The organism is Allobosea sp. NPDC055353, from assembly GCF_053644975.1.
On record NZ_JBSHMC010000001.1, the window covers coordinates 1,498,611 to 1,521,312 of the forward strand.

Below are 22,702 nucleotides of genomic sequence, written 5' to 3' on the forward strand. Positions count from 1 at the left end.
CCTGAGGGGACAAGAACATGGCAAAGCACATCATCTTCGGCGCCGCGCTCGCGGCGGCGCTTATGCTCGGAGGGGCTCAGAACGCGCTGGCCCAGCGCAAGGGCGGCGACGTCGTCATCGGCATCAGCCAGGCGCCGCCTTCGCTCGATGCCCAGATCACCTCGGCGCAGGCCTCGCGCAACGTCACGCTCCATATCTTCGAGACGCTCTATGCCCGCGACGAGAACGCCAAGCCCGTGCCGGAGCTGGCCGAGGGCGTCACGGTCTCGCCGGATGGCAAGACCTATGTCTTCCCGATCCGCAAGGACGTGACCTTCCATAACGGCAAGAAGCTCGATGCCGCCGATGTCGTCGCTTCGCTGGAACGGTATCGCAAGGTTGGCGCCTCGCCTGCTCTGGTCGCCGCCATCGACACGATCAAGGCGAGCGGCGAGCACGAGGTCACGGTCACGCTGAAGCAGGCGCAATCGACCTTCCTCGACAATCTCTCGTCGCCGCGCGCGCCGATCGCGATCTACCCGGCGAGCGAGGCCGCCAAGGAAGCCGGCAAGATCGAGATCATCGGCACCGGCCCCTACAAATTCGTCGAGTACAGGCCGGACAGCCACGTCAAGCTGACCCGCTATGACGGCTATGCGCCCAATCCGAAGGGCACCGGTCGCGACGGCTTCGCCGGCAAGAAGGAGGCCTTCCTCGACACCGTCACCTTCCGCTTCATGCCGGAAGGCGGCGCCCGCACCGCGGCGCTCGAAGCCGGCCAGATCCAGTTCAACGAAACCGTCGACGGCCCGACCGCCAAGCGTCTCGGCACCGACAACCGCTTCACCATCCACAAGATGGTGCCGTTCGGCCTGCAGGTGATCAAGTTCAACCAGGCGCAGGCGCCGGCCAACGACGTGAACTTCCGGCTCGCCGTCCAGGCTGCGCTCGACATGGAGGAGATCATGGCGATCTCCTATGCCGATATCTACCAGATGGACCCGAGCTGGCTCTATCCCGGCTCCGCCTTCCATTCGACGGTCGGCAGCGACAAGTACAACAAGCACGACCTGAAACTCGCCAAGGAGCTTCTCGCGAAATCCTCCTACAAGGGCGGCAAGGTCACCTTCATCACCGACAATCTGCGCCCCAATGTCGATACCGCGACGCTGGTTCAGCAGAAGCTGAAGGAGATCGGCATCGAGGTCGACATCTCCGTCGCCGACTGGCCGACCGTCTCCAAGATCGGCTTCACGCCGACGGGCTGGACCTTCTGGACGCACGGCTTCGGCATCGAGCCCTATGAAGGGCCGGGTTCGGTGATGGCGCCCTGGGTCAACGGCCTCTCGCAGCAGGCCAAGGACCCGGAGATCGACCGCATCGCTGCTGCCTTCAACGCCGAGATGGACGAAGGCAAGCGCAAGGCCCTCTTCGACGCCTTCCAGAAGCACATGTACGACGCGGCCGTGGCGATGAAGGCCGGCAACTACGGCATCTTCCAGGCCTCCACGGCCAAGCTCAAGAACTTCAAGCCCTATCGCATCCCGCGCATGTGGGGCGTCTGGCTGGAGCCTTGAGTGCAACGGTCGATGCCTGCCTTCATAGGCCTCGACCGACGCCATCATAGTCGTGTCATCCCGGACAAGCCGCGCAGCGGCGCCGATCCGGGATCCATGCCTGAACCTTTTTCGGAAGCGCTCCGGAATGGATCCCGGGTCTCCCTCCGGTCGCCCGGGATGACCAATGTCTTTCACGATCGCAGGCTGACGCTCGGAAGGAGGGCGGCATGGGAAACTTCCTGATCCGCCGGCTCGCGGGCGCCTTTCTCGTGCTCGTCCTGGTCTCGCTGATGTCCTTCGCGTTGATCTGGCTGGTGCCGGGCGATCCGGCAGCGGCCTTCCTCGACGCCTCGGCGACGCCCGATCAGGTCGCCAAGCTGCGCAGCGCGCTCGGGCTCGACCTCTCGCTGCCGCAGCAGATGTTCGGCTGGTACGGGCGCATCCTCAGCGGCGATCTCGGCCAGTCGATCCTGCTCAACCGCTCGGTGACGGCTGCCCTGATCGAGCGGCTGCCGGTCACGCTTTCGCTGGCGGCGCTGGCGCTGGCCTTCGCCGTGTTCTTCGGCGTCGCCGCCGGCATCATCGCGGCCGTAAATCACAACCGCTGGCCCGATCAGGCGGTGATGACCACGGCCTTGCTCGGGCTTTCGGTGCCGGATTTCTGGCTCGGTCTCGTCATGGTTCTCGTCTTCGCGGTCTCGCTTGGCTGGCTGCCCAGCGGCGGCTTCACGCCCTTCCTGCAATCGCCCACCGAATGGCTGCGCGGCATGGTCCTGCCCGCGCTGACGCTGGGGTTGGTGCAGGTCGGCTTCATCGCCCGCATGGCGCGTGCCTCGATGCTGGACACGCTGAGCCAGGACTATGTCCGTACCGCCGATGCCAAGGGGCTGGCCAAGCTCCATGTCGTCCTGCGTCACGCATTGCCCAACGCGATGATCCCGATCCTCACCGTGATCGGCATCGTCTCCGGCGCTTTGCTGGGCGGCGCGGTCATCGTCGAGCAGGTCTTCTCCATTCCGGGGATCGGCCGCCTGATCGTCGGTGCCATCGCCTCGCGCGATTTCCCGGTGCTGCAGGGCGGCCTGCTCTTCCTCGCTGTGGTCTATCTCGCGATCAATCTCGTCGTCGACATCCTCTACGCCGTGGTCGATCCGCGGGTGAGGCTGGCCTGATGCAGGGCACGCCCCTCGTCGGCCGCGCCCTCTGGGGGCGCCTGCTGCGCAACCGCTCCTTCGTGATCGGGGCGGTGCTGGTCCTGCTCATGATCGCGGTCGCGCTCTTCGCCGATTGGCTCACCCCCTTCGACCCGCTCAAAAGCAATGTCCGGGCACGGCTCGCTGCGCCCAGCGAGATGCACTGGTTCGGGACCGACCATTTCGGCCGCGACATCCTCTCCCGCGTGATGATCGGCGCCCGCATCTCGCTCGCCATCGGCGCCTGCACCGTGGTGCTGGCAGGCATCGCCGGCACGCTGAGCGGCGCCATCGCCGGCTATTTCTACCATCTCGACCAGCCGATCATGCGGATCATGGACGCGCTGATGGCGTTTCCGTCGATCGTGCTCGCCATGGTCGTCTCTGCGGTGCTCGGCGCGTCCCTCACCAATGTCGTGATCGCGCTCGCCATCGCCACGACGCCGCATACCGCCCGGATCGTGCGCGCCTCGGTCCTGATCGAGAAGGAGCAGGAATATATCGCCGCGGCCCGCTCCATCGGCGTGGGCGAATGGACGATCCTGTTCAAGCATGTGCTGCGCAACGTCGCCGGCCCGCTGATCGTGCGCCTGACCTATGTCTTCGCCATCGCGATCCTCGCCGAAGCGGCTTTGTCCTTCGTTGGCGCCGGCCCACCGCCGCCCGCCGCCTCCTTCGGCTCGATCATCGCCCAGGGGCGCGATTTCATGCGCGAGGCCCCGTGGATCACGGTGTTCCCGGGCCTCGCGATCATCACCTGCGTGCTTGGCCTCAACCTGCTCGGCGATGGCCTGCGCGACGTGCTCGACCCTCGCCTGAAATTCTGACCCGCCGGAGCCGCCCGATGAAGCGCATCCTGATCGCCGACTGCAAGCAGGAGATTTCCTCCTTCAATCCGTTGTCGTCGCATTACGAGAACTTCCTGATCCACCATGGTGACGGCCTCTACGTCCAGCGCGGCCAGAACCAGGAGCTCGGGGGCGCGCTCGCTGTCTTCGAGGCGAGGCCCGATATCGAGATCGTGCCGACGATCTGCGCGCGCTCCGGCAGTGCAGGGCCGCTCTCGGCGGCAGGCTGGAAGAAGCTCTCCGAGGAAATCCTCACCGCGATCTTCGCCAAGCTCGACCGCATCGACGGCATCTATGTCTCGCTGCACGGCGCGATGGGTGCCGATGGCGAGCTCGACCCGGAAGGCTACCTGCTGGAGAAGCTGCGCCAGCGCGTCGGGCCGGACATGCCGATCGTCATCTCGCTCGACCTGCACGGCATCCTGACCGATCGCATGCTGCGCAATGTCGACGGCTTCGCGATCTACTGGACCTATCCCCATGTCGATTTCGCAGATACCGGTCGCCGCGCCGCCGAACTCCTGCTGAAACTGATGGCCGGCGGGATCAAGCCGGTCGCCGCGCGCGTCGTCATCCCCGCACTGGTCCGCGGCGACGAGCTCATCACCAAGACCGGCTGCTATGGCGAACTCCTCGCCGAATGCCGCCGGCTGGAAGAGGAGGGGCGGGCGCTCGCGGCCGGCATCATGATCGGCAACCCTTTCACCGACGTGCCTGAGCTCTGTTCGCAGGTGCTGATCCTCACCGATGGCGACAAGGCGACCGCCGAGCGCGAGGCGATCCGGCTCGCCGAGGAGTTCTGGCCGCTGCGCTTCCGCATGCAGGGCAAGCTTGTCCCGCTCGATCGCGCCATCGCCCAGACCCGCAGCATCGACGGTCCCGTGATCTTCACCGATGCCGCCGATGCCACTTCCTCCGGCGCCTCCGGCGACAGCAACCTGATCCTCGCCGCCTTGCGCAAGGCCGGCTACGGCAAGCGTGTCTTGGCGCAGATCGTCGACGCGCCAGCCGCTGCCGCCGCGCACAAGGTCGGCGTCGGTGCGACGATCGAGGTTGCACTGGGCGGCTCGATCGATCCCGCCCGCTTCCCGCCGATGAAAGTGACCGTCAAGGTCAAGCTGCTCTCGGATGGCGAGGCTGCGCTCGAGACGATGAAGGCGCCGCTCAGCGCCGGGCCGACCGCGGTGCTGAACTGGGACAACGTCACCGTGGTCGTGATGAGCCGCTCGGTTAGCCTGTTCGACCGGGCGATGTACTATGCCAACGGCATCGACCCGACCGATTTCGACCTGATCGTGGTGAAGTCGCCCCACACCGAATTCCACATGTTCGACCAGTGGTGCGCGCGGAACTTCAACATCGACGCGCCCGGCGCGACCTCCGCCAATCTGAAGAGCCTGGGCCACACCATCTGCGCCCGGCCGATCTACCCGCTCGATGAGGGCGTTGCCTTCACGCCCCGCGCCACGATCTACGAACTGTGAGGATGAAGCCCGTGCCCAGGATCGAGGCCGTCGATTTCTTCTATCTCGCCATGCCCGTGGTCACCGACGAGGCCGATGGCAGCCAGGATGCACTGCTGGTCAGGGTCGCCGCCGGCGGCCATGTCGGCTGGGGCGAATGCGAGGCGGCGCCGCTGCCCTCCATCGCCGCCTTCATCTGTCCGATGTCGCATGGCGTCTGCCGCCCGGTCGCGGATTCCGTGCTGGGCCAGAATCTGGAGAGCCCGCAGGACATCGCCCGCATCGCCGCCGCCGTCGCCTATAACTCGATGGACCTGCTGCAGGCGCCGCATACCTTCTCAGGCGTCGAGATGGCCTTGTGGGACATCCTCGGCAAGATGCGCGCCGAGCCGGTCTGGCGCCTGCTCGGCTATGCCAAGAGCCATCCCAAGACGCCCTATGCCTCGGTCCTGTTCGGCGACACAGCGCAGGAAACCCTCGAACGCGCCCGCGATACCCGCAGCCGCAGCTTCCGCGCCGCCAAGTTCGGCTGGGGTCCGATCGGTCGGGGCAGCGTCGAGGCCGATGCCGAGCATTTCGTCGCCGCCCGCGAAGGCTTGGGACAGGACGGCATCCTGCTCGTCGATACCGGTCAGATCTTTATCGAGGATGTCGAGCGCGCCGCCGCCCGTCTGCCGGCGATGGAGAAGGCGAACGTGCTCTGGTTCGAGGAGCCGTTCCACGCCAGCGCGCTCGAAGCCTATGGCGGTCTTGCCAAACGTAGCCCCAAGGTCCGGCTGGCCGGCGGGGAGGGTGCCCATAACGAGTCGATGGCACGCCAGCTCATCGACTATGGCGGCATCGGCTATGTCCAGATCGATTGCGGGCGGATCGGCGGCATCGGCCCGTCCAAGGCGGTAGCGGATTACGCGGTCGCCAGGGGCGTGACCTTCGTCAATCACACCTTCACCTCGCATCTCGCGCTCTCCGCCTCGCTCCAGCCCTATGCCGGTCTCGCGGATCACGAGATCTGCGAATACCCGGCCATGCCGAAGCCGCTCGCCACGGCGATCTCCGCCAATCATCTGGAGCGCGACGCGAACGGGCAGGTCGCGGCGCCGGATGCGCCCGGCCTCGGCATCGAGGTCGCGACGACGGCGCTGCGTGGCTACCTGCAGGACGTCGAGATCTCCGTCGGCGGCAAGCGGCTCTACAGCACGCCGAGCCTCTGACGCGATGTCGGCTTGACGCGGCGCCACGCCCTTATAGGGTGTGCGCCGATCGAGGTTCTCCGGGTTGCTCCCGGAGCTAAGAGGGAATTCGGTGAGATGCTAGCCGCATCAAAGCCGAGGCTGCCCCCGCAACTGTAAGCGGCGAGCTCTCCGTCCATCGTCCACTGGCGCCTGATGCGCCGGGAAGGCCGGGCGGAACAGGCATCGACCCGCGAGCCAGGAGACCTGCCCCGGTCGTCGAAGACGTCTTTCGGACGGGGTGTTCCGGAGCCTGTGAGTCGATGGGGGCCCTGCGCCGCCTTTCCGTCCCACATGCCAAAGCTGCCCCGGCCGTCATCTCGGGGAGCGATGAAATCCATGTTCACGAAGACCGCTGCACAGGCCGCCCAAGGCGGCTTGACGGCTGCCTGCCGTGCACTCTATGGGAAATGCAACATTGTTACATTTCGGATAGCCTCAATGCCGGTTGCGCGCCCGTTCAATTCCCTGCTTCGCCTCTCGGCCGCCGCGCTGTTCGGGGCTCTCGCTGCCGGCACGGCCACTGCGGCGCCCACGAAATACCCGCTGACCCTCGAGAATTGCCGCGAGACGATTACCTTCAACGCCGCGCCCAAGCGCGTCGTCGCGATCGGCCAGACCCAGACGGAAATCCTTTATGCGCTCGGCCTCGGCGACCGCGTCGTCGGCACGGCGGTCTGGTTCTCGCCGGTGGCCAAGCCATATGAGGCCGTCAATGCCAAGGTGAAGCGCCTCGCCGATAACGATCCGAGCTTCGAGGCGGTGCTGGCGCAGGAGCCCGATCTCGTCACCGCGATGTTCGAATGGCATGTCGGGCCCAACGGCATCGTCGGCAAGCGCGACCAGTTCGCCAAGGTGAAGGTACCGAGCTATGTCTCGCCGACCGATTGCGTCGGCAAGGACAATTCCGGTGCCGGCGACGGCGTTCGTACGCAGATGTTCACGATGGAGCTGGTCTATCGCAACATCCGCGAGTTCGGCGCGATCTTCGACGTCGCCGACCGTGCCGAGACGCTCGTCGCCGAGCTGAAGGCACGCGAGGACAAGGCCGTTGAGCAGGTCGCGAAGCTCAAGGCGCAGGATGTTCCCGTCGTCGTCTGGTTCTCCAGCAAGGACATCAAGGGCGACGGCTTCATGGCCGGCAAGAACGGCGTGCCCGCCTATATCCTGTCCAAGCTCGGCGCCCGCAACATCATCACGACCAACGAGGAATGGCCGCTGGTCGGCTGGGAGAGCATCGCCGCCGCCAATCCGGCCGTGATCGTCACCGTGAAGATGGACCGCCGCCGCTTCCCGGCCGACGATATCGAGAAGAAGCTGGAATTCCTGAAGACCGACCCGGTCGTCAGCAAGCTCGACGCCGTCAAGAACAACCGCGTCGTCATCATGGATGTCGGGGCGACCCGCGCCGGGCTCGACACCATCGACGGCATCGAGACGCTCGCCAAGGCGATCGCCGGCTTCGGGCTTTCGCGTTGAGCCACGCCGCCCATGGGCCGAACTGGCCGGCGCGAATCGGCATCGCGTTGGCTTCGCTGCTGGCGCTGACCTTTTCGGTCGCGCTGGCGGTGACGATCGGCGAGATGCGCATCCCGCTGGACACGGCCCTGAAGGCGCTCGGCAACGGTCTGTTCGATCTCGACTTTTCGGTCAGCGCGATCCAGCAGGGCGTGATCTTCGATTATCGCCTGAGCCGCGCGCTGATGGCGGGTCTGTGCGGGGGCGCGCTGGCCCTGTCGGGCGCGATCCTGCAGGCGTTGCTGCGCAATCCGCTGGCCGAGCCCTATATCCTCGGCATTTCGGCGGGCGCCTCGACCGGCGCCGTCGCGGTGCTGATCCTTGGCATCAGCATCGGCGGCACGGTGCTGTCGGTTTCGACCGGCGCCTTCATCGGCTCCTGCGCCGCTCTCGTCGTCGTCGCCATGCTGGCGGCGGGGGCGGGCGGTGCGAGCGACCGCGTGATCCTTGCGGGCGTCGCCACCTCGCAGCTCTTCAATGCGGCGACGGCGACGATCGTCACGACGCTCGCCAGCGCCGAGCAGGCGCGGGGCGTCATGTTCTGGCTGCTCGGCAATTTCGGTGGCGTGCGCTGGCCCGATCTCTGGATGGCGGCGCCTGTCGCTTTCATCGGTTTCGGTATCTGCATGCTGCACGCCAAGGTGCTCGACGCCTTCGCCTTCGGTGTCGATGCCGCGGCGTCCCTCGGCGTCGCCGTCACGCGGGTCAAGGTCGTGCTTTTCGCGACGACGGCGGTGATGACGGCGGTAATGGTCTCGATCGTCGGCACGGTCGGCTTCGTCGGGCTGATCATCCCGCATGCCGCGCGCTTCCTCGTCGGCTCCGGCCATGCCCGCTTGTTGCCGGCCTGCCTCGTCGTGGGTGCGATCTTCATGATCCTCGCTGACATCCTCTCCCGCATCCTGATCCCGCAGCAGATCCTGCCGATCGGCGTGGTCACGGCCCTGTTCGGCGCGCCGGTCTTCGCGCTCATTCTTTATCGCGCCCGGAGGCCGGCATGACGCTCGCGACCCGCGAGGTCCGCTGGGGTGCCGGCGGCCGGATGATCGTCGATGGCGTGACGCTGGAAGCGGCGCCCGGCCGGGTGCTCGGGCTGATCGGCCCCAACGGCTCCGGCAAGTCGAGCCTGCTCCGGTTGCTCTGTCGCCTGCGCAATGTCGCGAGCGGCGTCGTCACACTCGACGGTTACGACATCGCCGGCGTGCCGCGCCGCGAACTCGCCCGCCGGCTGGCCTTCGTCGAGCAGCAGGCGACCACCGAGATCCAGCTTTCCGTCTGCGACGTCGTCCGTCTCGGTCGCACGCCGCATCGCGCCGCGCTCGCCTCCTGGAACGACGCCGACGAGGCCGCCGTCAACGAGGCGCTGGCGCGGGTCGGGCTCACCGAGCGGCATGACCAGTTCTGGCACACGCTCTCAGGGGGAGAGCGCCAGCGCGTCCACATTGCGCGGGCGCTCGCGCAGGAGCCGAGCGAGCTGATCCTGGACGAGCCGACCAACCATCTCGACATCCAGCACCAGCTCTCGATCCTGAGCCTGGTCCGCCGCCTCGGCATCACCTGCATCATGGCGCTGCACGATCTCAACCTCGCCGCGATGTTCTGCGACGAGATCGCTTTGCTGCATGACGGGCGTTTGCAGGCGGCCGGCGCGCCGGAAGACGTCCTGACCGCCGAGGCGATCAAGGACATCTTCGGCGTCGCGGTCTCGATTCGGCCGGGAGCTTCCGGGCGGCGCCACATCGAATACCTGGTCGAGGCCGAGCCGCGGAAGACTGCGCCCGGAAGCGGTTGAGGCCGGGCCTCTACTCCGCAGCCGCTTGCCGCTTGTCAAAGAAGCTCTCGCAGGCTTCGGCGACGCGCGCGACGGAGGCGTCGTTCACATCGAGATGGGTCACCCAGCGCAATGTGCCGTAACGCCCGCTGACGGCGATGCCACGCTCGCGCAGGAAGGCGGCTAAGGCGGCGGTATCGAGCGCCTTGGGCGACATGAACACCATATTCGTGCGGGCCGGCCCGGCGCCGAGTTCCGGGAAGCGCGCCAGCACCCCCGCCAGAGCCGCGGCGCGCCGATGATCCTCGCTGAGCCGCGTGACATTGTGCTCCAGCGCGTAGATCGCGGCGGCAGCGATCACGCCGGTCTGGCGCATGCCGCCGCCCAGCATCTTGCGGATGCGGCGGGCCTTCTCGATGAAATCCTTCGGGCCGACGAGGATGGAGCCGACCGGCGCGCCGAGGCCCTTGGAGAGGCACAGCGACACGGTGTCGAACTGCCCGGCGATCCAGGCGGCATCGCGATTGCTCGCGGCAGCCGCGTTCATCAGGCGGGCGCCGTCGAGATGGGTGGCGAGACCGCGCGAGCGGGCGAGCCCGGTCGCGGCTTCCAGATAAGCATCGGGCAGGACGAGGCCGTTGAAGGTGTTCTCCAGCGCCAGCAGGCGCGTCATCGCGAAATGGAAATCGTTCGGCTTGATCGCATTGGCGATGGCGTCGAGCGCAATCGTGCCGTCGGCCTCGTTCGGAAGAGGCTGCGGCTGGATCGAGCCGAGCACGGCCGCGCCGCCACCTTCCAATCGATAGGTATGGGCCATCTGGCCGACGAGATATTCCTCGCCGCGGCCGCAATGGGCCATCAGCCCGGCGAGGTTCGCCTGCGTGCCGGTGGGGAAGAACAGGGCCGATTCCTTGCCGAGCCGCTCGGCGGTGATGGCTTCCAGGCGCTTGGTCGTCGGGCAATCGTCATAGACGGCGTCGCCGACCTCGGCTGCGGCCATGGCGGCTCGCATCCCTTCGCCAGGGCGTGTCACCGTATCCGAGCGGAAGTCATCCACGATCATCGATCCGATCCTTGCAGGCTGTGCGTCCAACCTATCGGGCGCCCGCCCGATCCATCATGCAAAAATGGCAGGGGAGGGCTCAGCATTCCGGCAGGTTGACGGCGAGCCCGCCGAGGCTGGTTTCCTTGAAGCGCTCGTTCATGGCCTCGCCGGTCTGCCGCATCGCCTCGATGCAGTTGTCCAACGGCATGAAATGCGAGCCGTCGCCGCGCAGCGCCAGCGACGCGGCCGCGACCGCCTTGATCGCGCCGATGCCGTTGCGCTCGATGCACGGCACCTGGACGAGGCCCGCCGCGGGGTCGCAGGTCATGCCGAGATGGTGCTCCAGCGCGATCTCGGCGGCGTTCTCGATCTGGGCGGGTGTGCCGCCGAGCACGGCGCAGAGCCCGGCCGCGGCCATCGCGGCGGCCGAACCGACCTCGCCCTGGCAGCCGGCCTCGGCCCCGGAGATCGAGGCGTTGTGCTTGATCAATCCGCCGATCGCTGCCGCCGTCAGCAGGAAATCGGAAACCTTTTCCGGCTCAGCCCCGATGCAATGGTCGAGATAATAGCGCAGCACCGCCGGCACGACGCCGGCCGCCCCGTTGGTCGGAGAGGTGACGACCCGGCCACCGGCTGCGTTCTCCTCGTTCACCGCCATGGCGTAGACGCTAAGCCAGTCGGTCGAGGCGTGCGGCTGAGAACGATTGGCCAGCCGCTCGGCCGCCAGTTGCCGCTGGATATGCGCTGCCCTGCGCCGCACGCGCAGGCCGCCGGGCAATTCGCCCTCCTGGTTCATGCCGCGTTCGATGCAGTCGTTCATCACCGACCAGAGCCGGGCGAGGCCGCTTTCGACCTCTTCCGCCGGCTGGAGATGGGTTTCGTTGGCGCGCTTCATCGCCGCGATCGACAGCCCGCTCTCCTTGGCCATGCGCAGCATGGTTGCCGCGTTCGCGAACGGGTAGGGCCAGGACGATGTCTGCGTAGAGGCGGCCGGCGCTTCGCGCTCCTGCGCCGTGACCACGAAGCCGCCGCCGATCGAATAATAGGTCTCGGACAGCAGCTCGACGCCGGCGGAATCGCGGGCGCTGAAGACGAGGCCGTTGGCATGGCCGGGCAAAGGCGGCCCGTAGTCGAAGACGATATCGGTCGCGGGATCGAAGGCCAGTGGCGGCAGGCCGTCATGGCGCAGCAGGTGGCTGCGGCCGAGTTCGTCGAGCTGGCGTTCGGCCGCGTCGAAATCGAAGGCGGCCGGCGTCCAGCCGAGCAGGCCGAGCGCGACGGCCCGGTCGGTGGCGTGGCCCTTTCCGGTGAAGGCGAGCGAGCCGTAGAGCGTCGCGGTGACGGCTGCCGCGCGATCGCGCGCCGGGTCCCGGCGCAGCAGGTCGAGGAACTGCCCCGCCGCCGTCATCGGGCCCATCGTATGCGAGGATGAGGGGCCGATGCCGATCTTGAAGACGTCGAATACGCTCAGGAACATTCCCGCCCCCTGTCGAAGCCGGTCCGGAAATCAGACGGAGATCGCCATTCCGTCGCGCTGCGGGTCGGCCCCGCCCGAACATGTGCCATCGGTGATTCCGATCGCATGAAGGGCCGCGAAAGGGAATGTCTGGGCCGAACGCTTGACGTCATATCCCGCTGCGGTGAGTTCGGCGCTGACATTGCGGCGGATGCGGTTGGAGATGTCGATCGTGTTCGAGACGGCCATGACTCGCGGCGCCGCGACGGCCTCGAAGGGCGACATGCCGAAATCGATCATGTTCATGATGCCCTGCGCGATCGCCGGCGCGATATAGCTGCCGCCGGGCGCGCCAATGACGATGCGCGGCGTCTCTCCGTCGAAGACGATGGTCGGCGCGGCGGAAGAGGCGCGGCGCTTGCCGGGCGCGATCGACGCCGCCCGGCCAGGGCGCGGGTCGAAGCGGCTCATCGTGCCGTTATAGATGAAGCCGAGCCCGTCCGAGATCGCGCCGGAGGGGATGCCCAGCGTGTGGGTCAGCGCCACGGCGTTGCCCTCGCGGTCGACGACGGTGACATGGGTCGTCTCGCGCTGCGACTTGTCCAGCCTGTCGATGACCGCGCGCTCGCCGCGCCGGATCGCCTCGGCCTGCTCGGCGGCGTGCTCCTTCGAGATCAGCCGGTCGACAGGCACGTCGACATAGGCCGGATCGCCCATGAAGCGATCCTTGTCGATGGTCATGCGTCGCATTGCCTCGGCGAGCAGGGTGATGTGCTCGGCGCTGCCATGCCGGAGCGCGCCGATGTCGAAATTCTCGAGGATGTGCAGGATCTGCAGCATCGACATGCCGCTCGCCGGCGGCGGGCTCGTCGAGATCCGGTGGCCGCGATAGGAACCCCAGATCGGCTCGGCGACCGAGAGTTCATAGGCCGCGAAGTCGCGCTCGCTGATCAGCCCGCCCTGGGCCGCGAAATCCGCCGCCATCCGGGCGGCCAGCGCACCATGGTAGAAATCATCCGGCCCGCTCCGGGCGAGATGCTCCAGCGTGGCGGCAAGATCGGGATTGACCAGCGTGTCGCCGACGCGCTTGGGGCTGCCGTCCGGCCGGAAGTAAACCTCGCGTCCGGTCTTGCTGTAGCGCAGCTTGTCGCCGGTATTGACCTCGCCGCCGCCGCTCTGGTCCTGGCTCCAGAACCAGTGCATGTGCGGCCGCACGAGCACGCCTTCATGCGCCTGCCTGATCGCGGGTGCCATCACGTGGCGCCAGTCCATCGTGCCGAACCGGGAGAGCGCATGGGCATAGCCCTTGACGCTGCCCGGCGTGCAGACGGCGAGATGGCCGAACTCGTTGATCCCGCCCTTGAGCAGGAAGGCGAAACCGTCCCGCGTCTGCCCCTGCAGATGCTGCAGCCACATGTTCGGCGTCGCGGCGAGCGGGGCCTTGGCGTAGAACTCGACGATCTCATGGACGCCGCGGCGCGGCATATAGACCTGCATCGAGCCGAAGCCGCCGATGCCGCACATCAGCGGATCGACCACGCCCTGCATGAAGGCGCAGGCGATCGCCGCGTCGATGGCGTTGCCGCCACGCTCCAGCACCTCGGCCCCGGCCTCCGCCGCTTCCGGCTGCGGCGCGACGATCATCGCGGTCTTCATCGTCAGCATCGGTGGCGTTTCCCCATCCCGGTTCGCATCGGCGGCATCATCCGCACGGCTGCGAATCCTGCGGCCCCATCACTGCCTCATAATGGAGCGCGGGGTCCATCCTGACCTCGACGGTCTGCGGCTGGGCAGGCATCCTTGTGGAACATGGGTGAGGCGGCCGAGCGAGAGCATCGGCACTGGGTCCGATGGTCTAGGTCGGCTTCTTGAGGTCGACGATCTTGATCGTCCCGCTCGGCTTGCGTTCATCCCCCGTGACTTCCGGGAGCTCGACGGGGTCCGAATGATGTTTCTCGGCCGCCAGGCCTTCCGGATCGTGCGGCTCGTAGGGCGCATGGGGACCGGTGGCGTGAGCCGAGCGCGGATTCGGGCCGGCGCGGTTTTCGTTTTCGTCTCCTGGCTGCCCGGGCCTGCGAGCCGTGCTGAAGGCAGCCGGGACGCCGCTCGCCTGATCGGAAACCTTGCTCATCGATCGATCCTCCTCGGAGGTGAACCTCCACGGGGCCGAACGGGTTCCGAATATACGTTCCCGATGCCCGGCTGCCGGTAGGGTCAGCCGCCAACCGCTTCCCGATGCGCCTTTGCGAGATCGGCCATGCTGTTGAAGCGGAAATCATATCTCGGCATGTCGCCCGGATGCATCGTCGCGCCGAAGCCGTCCTTGTCATGGCGGCGATAGATCCAGCAGGAGGCCAGCCCGTGCCGGTTCGCCGGGCCGTGGTCGTGGAACATGCTCTCGGCGGTATGCAGGATCTCGTGCTTCCGGATGCCCAGCGTCTCCAGCTTTTCGAACATGTAGTCGAAATTCCGATCCGCCGGCTTGTAGGAACCGATATCCTCGGCCGTGTAGATCGCGTCGAAGGCGACCTGGAGCTTCGCGTTGCTTGCGGCGAAGCTCTCATTGTCGACATTCGACAGGATCACGAGCTTGTAGTGGCGCTTGAGATACTGGAGCGCTTCGGCGGAATCGGGGAAAGCCGGCCAGTTCTTGACCGATTGCCCGTAGGCCACGCATTCCTCCCAGGACGCCGACAGGCCCCATTCCTCGGCGAGGCGCTTGTAGACGATCGCCAGCAGGTCCCGGTAGATCCGGGTCGGCGTCTGCAATTGCTGCGACGATTCATGCCGCGCATGCGCTTCCAGCACCTGGTCGCGGGTCGGGGGCGTGGCGAGCCGGCTCGTGAGCGGCTTCAGCCCTTCGAACATGCCGGTTTCCCAGTCGATCAGCGTGCCGTAGCAGTCGAAGGTCAGAGCCTTGAAGTCGGTCAGTTTCATCGGTCTTGTCCTGTCTTTGCTGGAATGAGCTGGCGGGTGAGGGGCGCGGTCAATGAAGCCTCACCATCGGCGCGACCTCGCCGCCGAAAGGCTGGAAAAGCTCGTCGGCTGTGACGTCGCGCAGGATCAGCATCAGTCCGAGGCTGGTATCGTCCTTCACCTGCATCCGCCGCGGCGGCGAGAACGCGTCGCCGACGCCGTTGATCAGCAGCGGATCGGGATGGCCGGCAGGCCTGACCAGGCCTTTCAGGCGCAGGAGCCGGTTTCCGAAGAAGCCCGCCAGGTTCTCGATCCATTCCGAGATCGCGTCCCAGGATGCGGCCGGGCGCCATTCCGCGAAAGCGACCGTGATCCGTGAGGCCGGAACCGCGCTGGCGGAGAACGTGGAGGCCCGGGCGATAGGCCGATCGCCGTCGGCGGAAAACGCCGCAAGCGCCCGTTCGCGCGGCTGGCAGGCTGCGACCAGCGCTGCCAGCGGGTTGAAGCGCCGGGCTTCCGCGGCACGGCAGGCCCATTCCGGCTGGGCAAGCCGATCCAGCTTGGTCAGGACGATCGTCTGGGCCGCCGCGAGCTGCGATGCGTAATGCGGCAGGAAGCTGTCGCCGACATGGGGCGCCGAAGCGTCGAAGGTCGCGACGATCCGGACGTCGAACACCACCTGCCGGATCATGCGCAGCGACCGGATGATCGGCGCGGGCTCGGCCAGGCCGCTCGTTTCGAGAATGATGCGGCGCGGAGGCCCGAGACCTCTCTCCGCTCGCGCCAACAGCACGGCATCGATCCCCTCCTGCAGGTCGTTGCCGAGCGAGCAGCAGACGCAGCCGCCATCGAGCGTGGCCAGCGCGAGGTTGCGATGGTCGGAGCCGATCACCGCGCCGTCGATATTGACCTCGCCGGCATCGTTGACGAGCACACCGGTCTCGGAGGTGTCGGCGAAGGCGAGATGCTCCGAGAGCAGCGTCGTCTTGCCGGAGCCGAGCGGACCCGTCAGCACGACGAATTCCGGACGCTCGCCGACCGAGCCCGGGCGATCCATCAGGCCCCCCGCCTGGCGGCAGAGACCATCGCCTCGACATCGGCCAGAAGCGCGACGGGGTCATGGACCACGCCACCCTTGATCACGGTCTCGAGGCTGCGCTCCCAGTCGACCGACCCGGTGGCGTCGTTCAGGCGCATCGCGCCGGTGCCGTAGAGCAGCTTGAAATCGTTCAGCGGGTTGCTGCGATGGATCAGGATATCCGCCCGCTTTCCGATCTCCAGCGTCCCGGTGTCCTGATCGATGCCCAGCAGTTCGGCCCCGCAGGCCGTGGCGGAACGCAGGACCTCCAGCGGCGTGAAGCCGGCCTCCTGCAGCAGCTCCAGCTCCCGGACATAGCCGAAGCCGTAGGTCTGGAACATGAAACCGGAATCGCTGCCGACGGCGATGCGCCCGCCACGATTCTTGTAGTCGTTGACGAAGCGCATCCAGAGGCGGAACGTCTCCCGCCATTCGATCTCGTTGGTCGTCGACCAGCGATACCAATAGGCGCCGTGCCCGCCGCGTTGCGGCTGGAAATAGGCCCAGAGCGTCGGGTCGGTGAAGCGCTCGTGCCAGTCGGCGCGGCGCGTGCGCATCAGATCGCGGTTGGCGTCGTAGACGTTGAAGGTCGGCACGAAGCTGTGGCGCGCTTCGAGGAAGCGGCCGAGCACCGCCTCCCATTTCAGCGAGCCGGGGCGAGCGGCCTGCATGAAGGTCTGGCCGGCCGCCGAGAAGCGCAGATATTCGTCGCCGTAGTCATAATCCGGCGGAAAGGCTTGCAGCGTCCGGTCCTCGAGCAGCGTCTCGGGGATGCCGTAGGAATGCTCCGTGCTGCTGAGGCCCCATTCGGCGGTCTGGAGCGGATTCATCCGGCCGACAGCGAGCTGGGCATGATGGCAGCAACTGCGCAGGCCGAGCCGCACGCATTGCTCGAGCGCCGCTTTCATCAGTGCCGGCGGCGCTCCGAAGAACTTGACGCCGTCGGCCCCCGCCGCCTTGACGTCGCCGATCCAGGCGGCCGCCTGCTCCGGCGTATGCAGGCTCTTGACGTAGTCGGTCGTCGCCGGGAAGGGCGCATAGGCCATGATCCGGGGCGCGTCGATCCGGTGCTCCTCCGCCGCCGCCTTCTGCCGCAGCGTCCAGGACAACCCGTTGAAGCAGCCGGTCTCGCGGACGGTCGTGACGCCATGTCCGAGCCAGAGCTTGTAGATGTAGTGCGCCGAGGGCTGCGGGCCGTTGCGGGCATGGAACGGGGCGCCGATATGGGCGTGGCAGTCGATGAAGCCCGGCGTGAGGAACTTGCCCGAGCAGTCGATCTCCCGGACATCCGCGGGGAGGGCCGCCTCGGGCAGCTTCGCCTTGCCGGCCTTGGCCAGGGCCACGATCCGGCCATCCGCGACGATCAGGTCTGCCGGCCCCCAGGGCGGAGCGCCGGTTCCATCGATGATGCGCGCGCCTGCCAACTTGAGGTAGCGCTGTCGCTCGGCCGGCCGCTCCCTTTCGGCCGCCGGCGCCAGGCCGGGCAGTCCGGAAGCGGCAAACATGGCGGCGAATTCGTCGCCCGGTGTCATGGTGGCCGAGGTCCCGGTCATGAGCGCGCCCTCCTTCGCTCCCTGAAGCCGCAGGGCGGTTCAGGCTGTCATCGGGAGGCTAGGCCGCCTGAACACTTAATCCTATAGGTATCGAACACTTAAGTGTCCGGCCTGCGAAGGGCCGAGGGGAGCGATGGCCATGGACGTGGATTTCCGGCAGGCCTTCGAGAACGCCCCGGTCGGGCTTGTCGTTGGCCGCAATCGCATCATCCTGGCCTGCAATCATGAGTTCGCCAGGGTATTCCGCGGATCGATCGGCGATCTCGTCGGCCAGACCTTCGAGCGGCTCTATCCGACGCAGTCCGATTACGAGGAGACCGGGAAGCGCGTCGGTGGGCGCCTGTCCGATGAGCGCAGCTATACCGATGACCGCGTGATGCGGCGCCTCGACGGCAGCCTGTTCTGGGTCAGGGTCAGCGGTTTCACCTATACGCCGGACGACGCGCACGGACATGCGCTGTGGGTGTTCTCCGAACTCGCAAAGGCCGAAGCTGCCGGGCAATCGCTGCGAACGTCGCTGACCCCACGTGAACGCGACGTTGCCGCACTCCTGATCGAGGGCAGGACGGGCAAGGAGGCAGCGAAGGCATTGGGCATCAGCCCGCGCACCGTCGACATCTATCGCGCCCGGCTGCTCCGGAAATACAACGTCAACAGCACCAGGCGACTGGTCGAGCTTCTGCTGAACGGCTGATCCTCGGCCGGCCGTGGGAGATGATGCCCACGGCCGGGCCGGCTCGAGCGCTTTCCGTCTCGGGGCGCTCAGCCGATGGTCATCAGGCTGGCATTGCCGCCGGCCGCCGTGGTGTTGATCGAGGTCGAGACCTCCTCCAGCAGCCAGTTCAGGCAATAGGCATCGGGATCGCGCTTCAACTCCTCCGTGCTCGCCGCCTGGACCAGCACCAGCGGGCCGGAGAGCTGGGCGATGCGGCGGTTCACCTCGCCGACGCGCTTACTGTCGCCCTCGACCAGAGCGCCCGAGAACGGGCCGTCGGCCTCCCAGTCGGAGGTCCAGCTGACGCGGGCTTCGACCGCAGCCGGCAGCCCCGACAGGGCATCCTTCAGCCCGGAAGCCGCATCGATGACGAGCTGGTTGCCCGTGGCGAGCGCTGCCGTGACCTGCTGGTGGAGGCCGGCTTCCGTCTGCGGCGCGAGCAGGATGCGGCCGCGCGGATGCAGCGCATAGAGATTGCGCTCGCCGACCGGGCCGGCCAGCTCGACCTGGAGACCCAGAGCCGAATGGCCGCCGATCTCGCGGGCGGCATCGGCTTCCGCCTTCAGCCCCTTGCCCGAGAGCCAGGCGGCGTATTCGAGCAGCGCCGGATCGATATGGACCGAGCCATGCTGCGGCGGGATCGGCGCCTTGCGCACGAGCCGGCCGATATAGAGCGGCCCGCCCGCCTTCGGCCCGGTGCCCGAGAGACCGCGCCCACCGAAGGGCTGCACGCCGACCACCGCGCCGATGATGTTGCGGTTGACGTAGAGATTGCCCGCCTTGATGCGGCTGGTGACATGGGCGATCGTCTCGTCGAGCCGCGTGTGCAGGCCGAAGGTCAGGCCGTAGCCGGAGCCGTTGACCTCGTCGATCAGCTTGTCGAGATCCTCGCGCTGATAGCGGATGACGTGGAGCACGGGGCCGAAGACCTCGCGCTTTAGGTCGGTCAGGCTCTTCAGCTCGACGATGGTCGGCGGCACGAAGGTGCCTTTGGCGGCGCTCTCAGGCAGCGGGAGTTGCTCGACCTTGCGGCCGAGGCCGCGCATGCGCTGGACATGCTCGTCGATCTCGCGCTGGGCGCCCTCGCTGATGACCGGGCCGATATCGACGCTGAGCTTGTCGGTGCGGCCGATGGTGAGCTCCTTGAGCGCACCTTGCAGCATGTGCAGCGTGCGGTCGGCGATGTCCTGCTGCAGGCAGAGCACGCGCAAGGCCGAGCAGCGCTGGCCGGCGCTGTCGAAGGCCGAAGCGATGACGTCGGCGACGACCTGCTCGGCCAATGCCGAGGAATCGACGATCATGCCGTTCTGGCCGCCGGTCTCGGCGATCAGCGGGATCGGCTTGCCCTCAGTCGAAAGACGCTGCGCCAACTGGGCCTGGATGCCACGCGCGACCTCGGTCGAGCCGGTGAACATCACGCCCGCCGTCTCGGCCGCGCCGACCAGCGCCGCGCCGAGGCGCCCGCTACCCGGCGTGAACTGCAGCGCGCCGCGCGGAACGCCGGCCTCATGCAGGATCTTGACGCTCTCATGCGCGATGATCGGCGTGACGCCGGCGGGCTTGGCCATCACGGCATTGCCGGCGACCAGCGCCGCAGCGACCTGGCCCGTGAAGATCGCCAGCGGGAAGTTCCACGGGCTGATGCAGACGATCGGCCCGAGCGGCGCATGCGCCGGCCCGAGCGTCTTGCGGGCCTGGTCGGCATAGTAGCGCAGGAAGTCGATAGCCTCGCGCACCTCGCTCACCGCGTTGGCGGCCGATTTGCCGGCCTCGCGCATGGCGATGCCCATCAGCGTCTCGATGCGCGACTGCATGATGTCGGCGGCACGATCGAGGCAGGCGGCGCGCTCGGCCGGCGACACGGCGGCCCAGGCCTTGCCGCCCTCGGCGGCGAGACGGACGATTTTGGCGGCGTCATCGACCGCAAGCTCGGTGACCTGCCCGACGACGTCGGAATGATCGGCCGGGTTCAGGATCGGGCGCGTCGTGCCGGCGGTGGAGTTGTCGGCGAGCAGCGGCACGGCGTGCCAATTCTGGCCGACTGTCGCCGCGAGATTGCCCGCCAGCTCGGCCAAAGCCGCCTCGTTGGCGAGGTCGATGCCCTTCGAATTGGCGCGATCGGCGCCATAGAGATCGCCCGGCAGCGCGATCTGGTCATGCAGCATGCCGATGACCGGCATCGCCTCGACGACGTCGACGGGGTCGGCGACGAGCGAGTCGATGGTGACATTGGGATCGGAGATGCGGTTCACGAAGGAGGAGTTCGCGCCGTTCTCGAGCAGGCGGCGCACCAGATAGGCGAGCAGCGTCTCATGCGTGCCGACCGGCGCATAGATGCGGCAGGGCCGGTCGAGATTGTCCGGGCCTACGACCTCGTCATAGAGCGGCTCGCCCATGCCGTGCAGGCACTGGAACTCGTACTTCCCGACAGAGAAGTCGTTGCCGGCGAGATGGTAGATCGTCGCCAATGTCTGCGCGTTATGCGTGGCGAATTGCGGGAAGATCGCGTCGGGCGCCGCGAGCAGCTTGCGGGCGCAGGCGACATAGGCGACGTCGGTATGGACCTTGCGGGTATAGACTGGGAAATCGGCGAGCCCGTCGACCTGGGCACGCTTGATCTCGGCGTCCCAATAGGCGCCCTTGACCAGCCGCACCATCATGCGCCGGCCGGAGCGGCGGGCGAGATCGATGATCCAGTCGAGCACGAAGGGGCAGCGCTTGCCATAGGCCTGCACTACGAAGCCGAGGCCGTTCCAGCCTTGCAGCGCACTATCGAAGCTCAGCGCTTCCAGCAGGTCGAGCGAAAGTTCCAGCCGGTCCGCTTCCTCGGCATCGATGTTGAGGCCGATATCGTAGCTCTTGGCAATCAGCGCGAGCTCGCGCACCAGCGGCAGCAATTCGCCCATGACGCGGCCGGCCTGCGCGCGGCTATAGCGCGGATGCAGCGCCGAGAGCTTGATCGAGATGCCCGGGCCTTCGAAGACGCCGCGCCCGTTCGCCGCCCGGCCGATGGCGTGGATCGCGTTCTCGTAATCGCGATAGTAGCGGGCGGCATCGGCGGCGGTGGTCGCGGCCTCGCCGAGCATGTCGTAGGAATAGCGGAAGCCGCGCGCTTCCAGCGGTCGAGCCCGCTTCAGCGCCTCGTCGATCGTCTCGCCGGTGACGAACTGCTCGCCCATCATCCGCATCGCCATGTCGACGCCACGCCGGATCACCGGCTCGCCCGCGCGAGCGATGAGGCGGGTCAGAGCGGCGGCGAGGCTGCGATCATTGACGGTGGAAGTCAGCTTGCCGGTGACCACGAGGCCCCAGGTCGCGGCATTGACGAAAAGCGACTTGCCGCCGCCGACATGGGATTTCCAGTCGCCATCGGCGATCTTGTCGCGGATCAGCGCATCGCGCGTCGCGGTATCCGGAATGCGCAGCAGCGCCTCGGCGAGGCACATCAGTGCGACGCCCTCCTGGCTGGAGAGCGAGTATTCCTGAACCAGACCCTCGACGCCGGTGCCCTTGTGCTTGGCCCGCAGCGCCTCGATCAGCGTGCGCCCCGTGCGCGCGATCTCCTGCTTGCTCGCCGGGGCCAGTTTCGCGGCCGCCAGCAAGGGCGGAAGGCATTCGGTTTCCGGCCGGCGATAGGCGGCGGTGATCGCTTGGCGCAGGGCCGATTGCTCGCGGATCGGCGGGGCGAAGCCCGTGAAGGGCGCTGGGCCGGTGGCGGTGGCGACGACGGAAGCGGTGGCTTGGCTCATGGCTGTTCCCGGCGGGTTCGAACGCGACGGGCCGGGGGCGACACCCTCTCCCGTTCTTGCGCGGGAGCTTATCACGAGCCCGATTCTCAGGCGGCCCAATTTTCGCTATCCTGTAGTCCATTCGGACTTCAGATTTGGAGATCACAAGTGAAGAAGCCCAAGGAAATGCCGATCGAAGGCGATCTGGACGCGCTCGACCGCAAGATCCTCGACGTCCTCAGGGAGGACGGCCGGATTTCGATCGCCGAGCTCGGCGCGCGGATCGGCCTGTCGAAGACGCCCTGCCAGATCCGGTTCCGCAGGCTGGTCGACGACGGCTATATCGAGGGCTTCCGCGCCACGCTCAATCCGGCGAAGCTGAAGCTCGACCACATCGCCTTCGCCGAGGTGAAGCTCTCCGACACGACGGAAAAGGCGCTGACGAAGTTCAACGAGGAGGTCAAGAAGATCCGTGAGGTGGAGGAGTGCCACATGATCGCGGGCCGCTTCGACTACCTCCTGAAGATCCGCACGCCGGATATCAGGCGCTATCGGGCCGTGCTGGGCGAGAAGATCTCGAACCTGCCCCATGTCGCGAACACCTCGACCAATGTCGCGATGGAGACGGTCAAGGAAACCTGGTGAGGCCTC

18 protein-coding genes and 1 riboswitch are annotated in these 22,702 nt (G+C 67.1%); of the genes, 10 read left to right on the forward strand and 8 right to left on the reverse strand.

What is annotated here, in order from left to right:
- Positions 1-17: 17 nt before the first annotated feature.
- The 8 genes from ACWIEX_RS06975 to ACWIEX_RS07010 all read left to right on the forward strand — a co-directional run bounded on the left by ACWIEX_RS06975 (position 18) and on the right by ACWIEX_RS07010 (position 9,581).
- Positions 18-1,556: an ABC transporter substrate-binding protein gene (locus ACWIEX_RS06975; protein ID WP_454032362.1), complete on the forward strand. Its 1,539-nt coding sequence runs from the start codon at positions 18-20 to the stop codon at positions 1,554-1,556.
- Positions 1,557-1,765: 209 nt separating this feature from the next.
- A complete protein-coding gene (locus tag ACWIEX_RS06980) occupies positions 1,766-2,710 on the forward strand; it encodes an ABC transporter permease (protein ID WP_454032363.1) in 945 nt (314 codons plus the stop codon).
- Complete coding sequence (locus tag ACWIEX_RS06985) at positions 2,710-3,558, forward strand: ABC transporter permease (protein WP_454032364.1); 849 nt, start codon at positions 2,710-2,712, stop codon at positions 3,556-3,558. Before ACWIEX_RS06980 ends, ACWIEX_RS06985 begins: the two co-directional genes overlap by 1 nt.
- Before the next feature lie 17 nt (positions 3,559-3,575).
- Positions 3,576-5,063: a M81 family metallopeptidase gene (locus ACWIEX_RS06990; RefSeq protein WP_454032365.1), complete on the forward strand. Its 1,488-nt coding sequence runs from the start codon at positions 3,576-3,578 to the stop codon at positions 5,061-5,063.
- Between the two features lie 11 nt (positions 5,064-5,074).
- A complete protein-coding gene (locus ACWIEX_RS06995; protein ID WP_454032366.1) occupies positions 5,075-6,253 on the forward strand; it encodes a mandelate racemase/muconate lactonizing enzyme family protein in 1,179 nt (392 codons plus the stop codon).
- A gap of 35 nt (positions 6,254-6,288) precedes the next feature.
- Positions 6,289-6,500: riboswitch (cobalamin riboswitch) on the forward strand.
- 212 nt (positions 6,501-6,712) lie between these two features.
- Positions 6,713-7,750 (forward strand): ABC transporter substrate-binding protein, encoded by a 1,038-nt coding sequence (locus ACWIEX_RS07000; protein WP_454032367.1) that lies wholly within the window; start codon positions 6,713-6,715, stop codon positions 7,748-7,750.
- Entirely contained in the window at positions 7,747-8,790 is a 1,044-nt protein-coding gene (locus ACWIEX_RS07005) for a FecCD family ABC transporter permease (protein ID WP_454032368.1), read from the forward strand. The genes ACWIEX_RS07000 and ACWIEX_RS07005 overlap by 4 nt, the downstream gene beginning before the upstream one ends.
- Positions 8,787-9,581: an ABC transporter ATP-binding protein gene (locus ACWIEX_RS07010; protein ID WP_454032369.1), complete on the forward strand. Its 795-nt coding sequence runs from the start codon at positions 8,787-8,789 to the stop codon at positions 9,579-9,581. Before ACWIEX_RS07005 ends, ACWIEX_RS07010 begins: the two co-directional genes overlap by 4 nt.
- 10 nt (positions 9,582-9,591) lie before the next feature.
- Here ACWIEX_RS07010 and ltaE read toward each other — a convergent pair whose 3' ends face one another.
- From ltaE to ACWIEX_RS07045, 7 genes are all read right to left on the reverse strand, one after another.
- Positions 9,592-10,623, reverse strand: coding sequence for a low-specificity L-threonine aldolase (ltaE, locus tag ACWIEX_RS07015; RefSeq protein WP_454032370.1), 1,032 nt, complete (start codon positions 10,621-10,623; stop codon positions 9,592-9,594).
- Positions 10,624-10,702: 79 nt separating this feature from the next.
- A complete protein-coding gene (locus ACWIEX_RS07020) occupies positions 10,703-12,082 on the reverse strand; it encodes an L-serine ammonia-lyase (protein ID WP_454032371.1) in 1,380 nt (459 codons plus the stop codon).
- 30 nt (positions 12,083-12,112) lie between these two features.
- Entirely contained in the window at positions 12,113-13,717 is a 1,605-nt protein-coding gene (ggt, locus tag ACWIEX_RS07025) for a gamma-glutamyltransferase (RefSeq protein WP_454033475.1), read from the reverse strand.
- A gap of 199 nt (positions 13,718-13,916) precedes the next feature.
- Positions 13,917-14,192 carry a hypothetical protein gene (locus ACWIEX_RS07030; RefSeq protein WP_454032372.1) on the reverse strand — a complete coding sequence of 92 codons (276 nt, stop codon included), beginning with the start codon at positions 14,190-14,192 and terminating at the stop codon, positions 13,917-13,919.
- Between the two features lie 83 nt (positions 14,193-14,275).
- Positions 14,276-14,998 carry a haloacid dehalogenase type II gene (locus ACWIEX_RS07035; RefSeq protein WP_454032373.1) on the reverse strand — a complete coding sequence of 241 codons (723 nt, stop codon included), beginning with the start codon at positions 14,996-14,998 and terminating at the stop codon, positions 14,276-14,278.
- A 49-nt stretch (positions 14,999-15,047) separates the two neighbouring features.
- Positions 15,048-16,034 (reverse strand): CobW family GTP-binding protein, encoded by a 987-nt coding sequence (locus ACWIEX_RS07040; protein WP_454032374.1) that lies wholly within the window; start codon positions 16,032-16,034, stop codon positions 15,048-15,050.
- Entirely contained in the window at positions 16,034-17,608 is a 1,575-nt protein-coding gene (locus ACWIEX_RS07045; RefSeq protein WP_454032375.1) for an amidohydrolase family protein, read from the reverse strand. The genes ACWIEX_RS07040 and ACWIEX_RS07045 overlap by 1 nt, the downstream gene beginning before the upstream one ends.
- Before the next feature lie 139 nt (positions 17,609-17,747).
- Between ACWIEX_RS07045 and ACWIEX_RS07050 the strand changes: the two genes are divergently transcribed.
- On the forward strand, positions 17,748-18,302 hold the full coding sequence (locus ACWIEX_RS07050; RefSeq protein ID WP_454032376.1) for a LuxR C-terminal-related transcriptional regulator: 555 nt from the start codon (positions 17,748-17,750) through the stop codon (positions 18,300-18,302).
- Between the two features lie 68 nt (positions 18,303-18,370).
- Here the strand turns inward: ACWIEX_RS07050 and putA are convergent, their stop codons facing one another.
- Complete coding sequence (gene putA / locus ACWIEX_RS07055; protein WP_454032377.1) at positions 18,371-22,072, reverse strand: trifunctional transcriptional regulator/proline dehydrogenase/L-glutamate gamma-semialdehyde dehydrogenase; 3,702 nt, start codon at positions 22,070-22,072, stop codon at positions 18,371-18,373.
- Positions 22,073-22,237: 165 nt separating this feature from the next.
- On the opposite strand from putA, the gene ACWIEX_RS07060 reads away from it, so the two are divergent.
- Complete coding sequence (locus ACWIEX_RS07060) at positions 22,238-22,696, forward strand: Lrp/AsnC family transcriptional regulator (protein ID WP_061964197.1); 459 nt, start codon at positions 22,238-22,240, stop codon at positions 22,694-22,696.
- Positions 22,697-22,702: the final 6 nt, after the last annotated feature.

What these genes read in the sequence shown, in the direction of transcription:
- ACWIEX_RS06975 (WP_454032362.1), top strand. Translation starts at nt 18, where the DNA reads ATGGCAAAGCACATCATCTTCGGCGCCGCGCTCGCGGCGGCGCTTATG.
- ACWIEX_RS06980 (WP_454032363.1), top strand. Translation starts at nt 1,766, where the DNA reads ATGGGAAACTTCCTGATCCGCCGGCTCGCGGGCGCCTTTCTCGTGCTC.
- ACWIEX_RS06985 (WP_454032364.1), top strand. Translation starts at nt 2,710, where the DNA reads ATGCAGGGCACGCCCCTCGTCGGCCGCGCCCTCTGGGGGCGCCTGCTG.
- ACWIEX_RS06990 (WP_454032365.1), top strand. Translation starts at nt 3,576, where the DNA reads ATGAAGCGCATCCTGATCGCCGACTGCAAGCAGGAGATTTCCTCCTTC.
- ACWIEX_RS07000 (WP_454032367.1), top strand. Translation starts at nt 6,713, where the DNA reads ATGCCGGTTGCGCGCCCGTTCAATTCCCTGCTTCGCCTCTCGGCCGCC.
- ACWIEX_RS07010 (WP_454032369.1), top strand. Translation starts at nt 8,787, where the DNA reads ATGACGCTCGCGACCCGCGAGGTCCGCTGGGGTGCCGGCGGCCGGATG.
- ltaE (WP_454032370.1), bottom strand. Translation starts at nt 10,623, where the DNA reads ATGATCGTGGATGACTTCCGCTCGGATACGGTGACACGCCCTGGCGAA.
- ACWIEX_RS07020 (WP_454032371.1), bottom strand. Translation starts at nt 12,082, where the DNA reads ATGTTCCTGAGCGTATTCGACGTCTTCAAGATCGGCATCGGCCCCTCA.
- ggt (WP_454033475.1), bottom strand. Translation starts at nt 13,717, where the DNA reads ATGAAGACCGCGATGATCGTCGCGCCGCAGCCGGAAGCGGCGGAGGCC.
- ACWIEX_RS07030 (WP_454032372.1), bottom strand. Translation starts at nt 14,192, where the DNA reads ATGAGCAAGGTTTCCGATCAGGCGAGCGGCGTCCCGGCTGCCTTCAGC.
- ACWIEX_RS07035 (WP_454032373.1), bottom strand. Translation starts at nt 14,998, where the DNA reads ATGAAACTGACCGACTTCAAGGCTCTGACCTTCGACTGCTACGGCACG.
- ACWIEX_RS07040 (WP_454032374.1), bottom strand. Translation starts at nt 16,034, where the DNA reads ATGGATCGCCCGGGCTCGGTCGGCGAGCGTCCGGAATTCGTCGTGCTG.
- ACWIEX_RS07045 (WP_454032375.1), bottom strand. Translation starts at nt 17,608, where the DNA reads ATGACCGGGACCTCGGCCACCATGACACCGGGCGACGAATTCGCCGCC.
- ACWIEX_RS07050 (WP_454032376.1), top strand. Translation starts at nt 17,748, where the DNA reads ATGGACGTGGATTTCCGGCAGGCCTTCGAGAACGCCCCGGTCGGGCTT.
- putA (WP_454032377.1), bottom strand. Translation starts at nt 22,072, where the DNA reads ATGAGCCAAGCCACCGCTTCCGTCGTCGCCACCGCCACCGGCCCAGCG.
- ACWIEX_RS07060 (WP_061964197.1), top strand. Translation starts at nt 22,238, where the DNA reads ATGCCGATCGAAGGCGATCTGGACGCGCTCGACCGCAAGATCCTCGAC.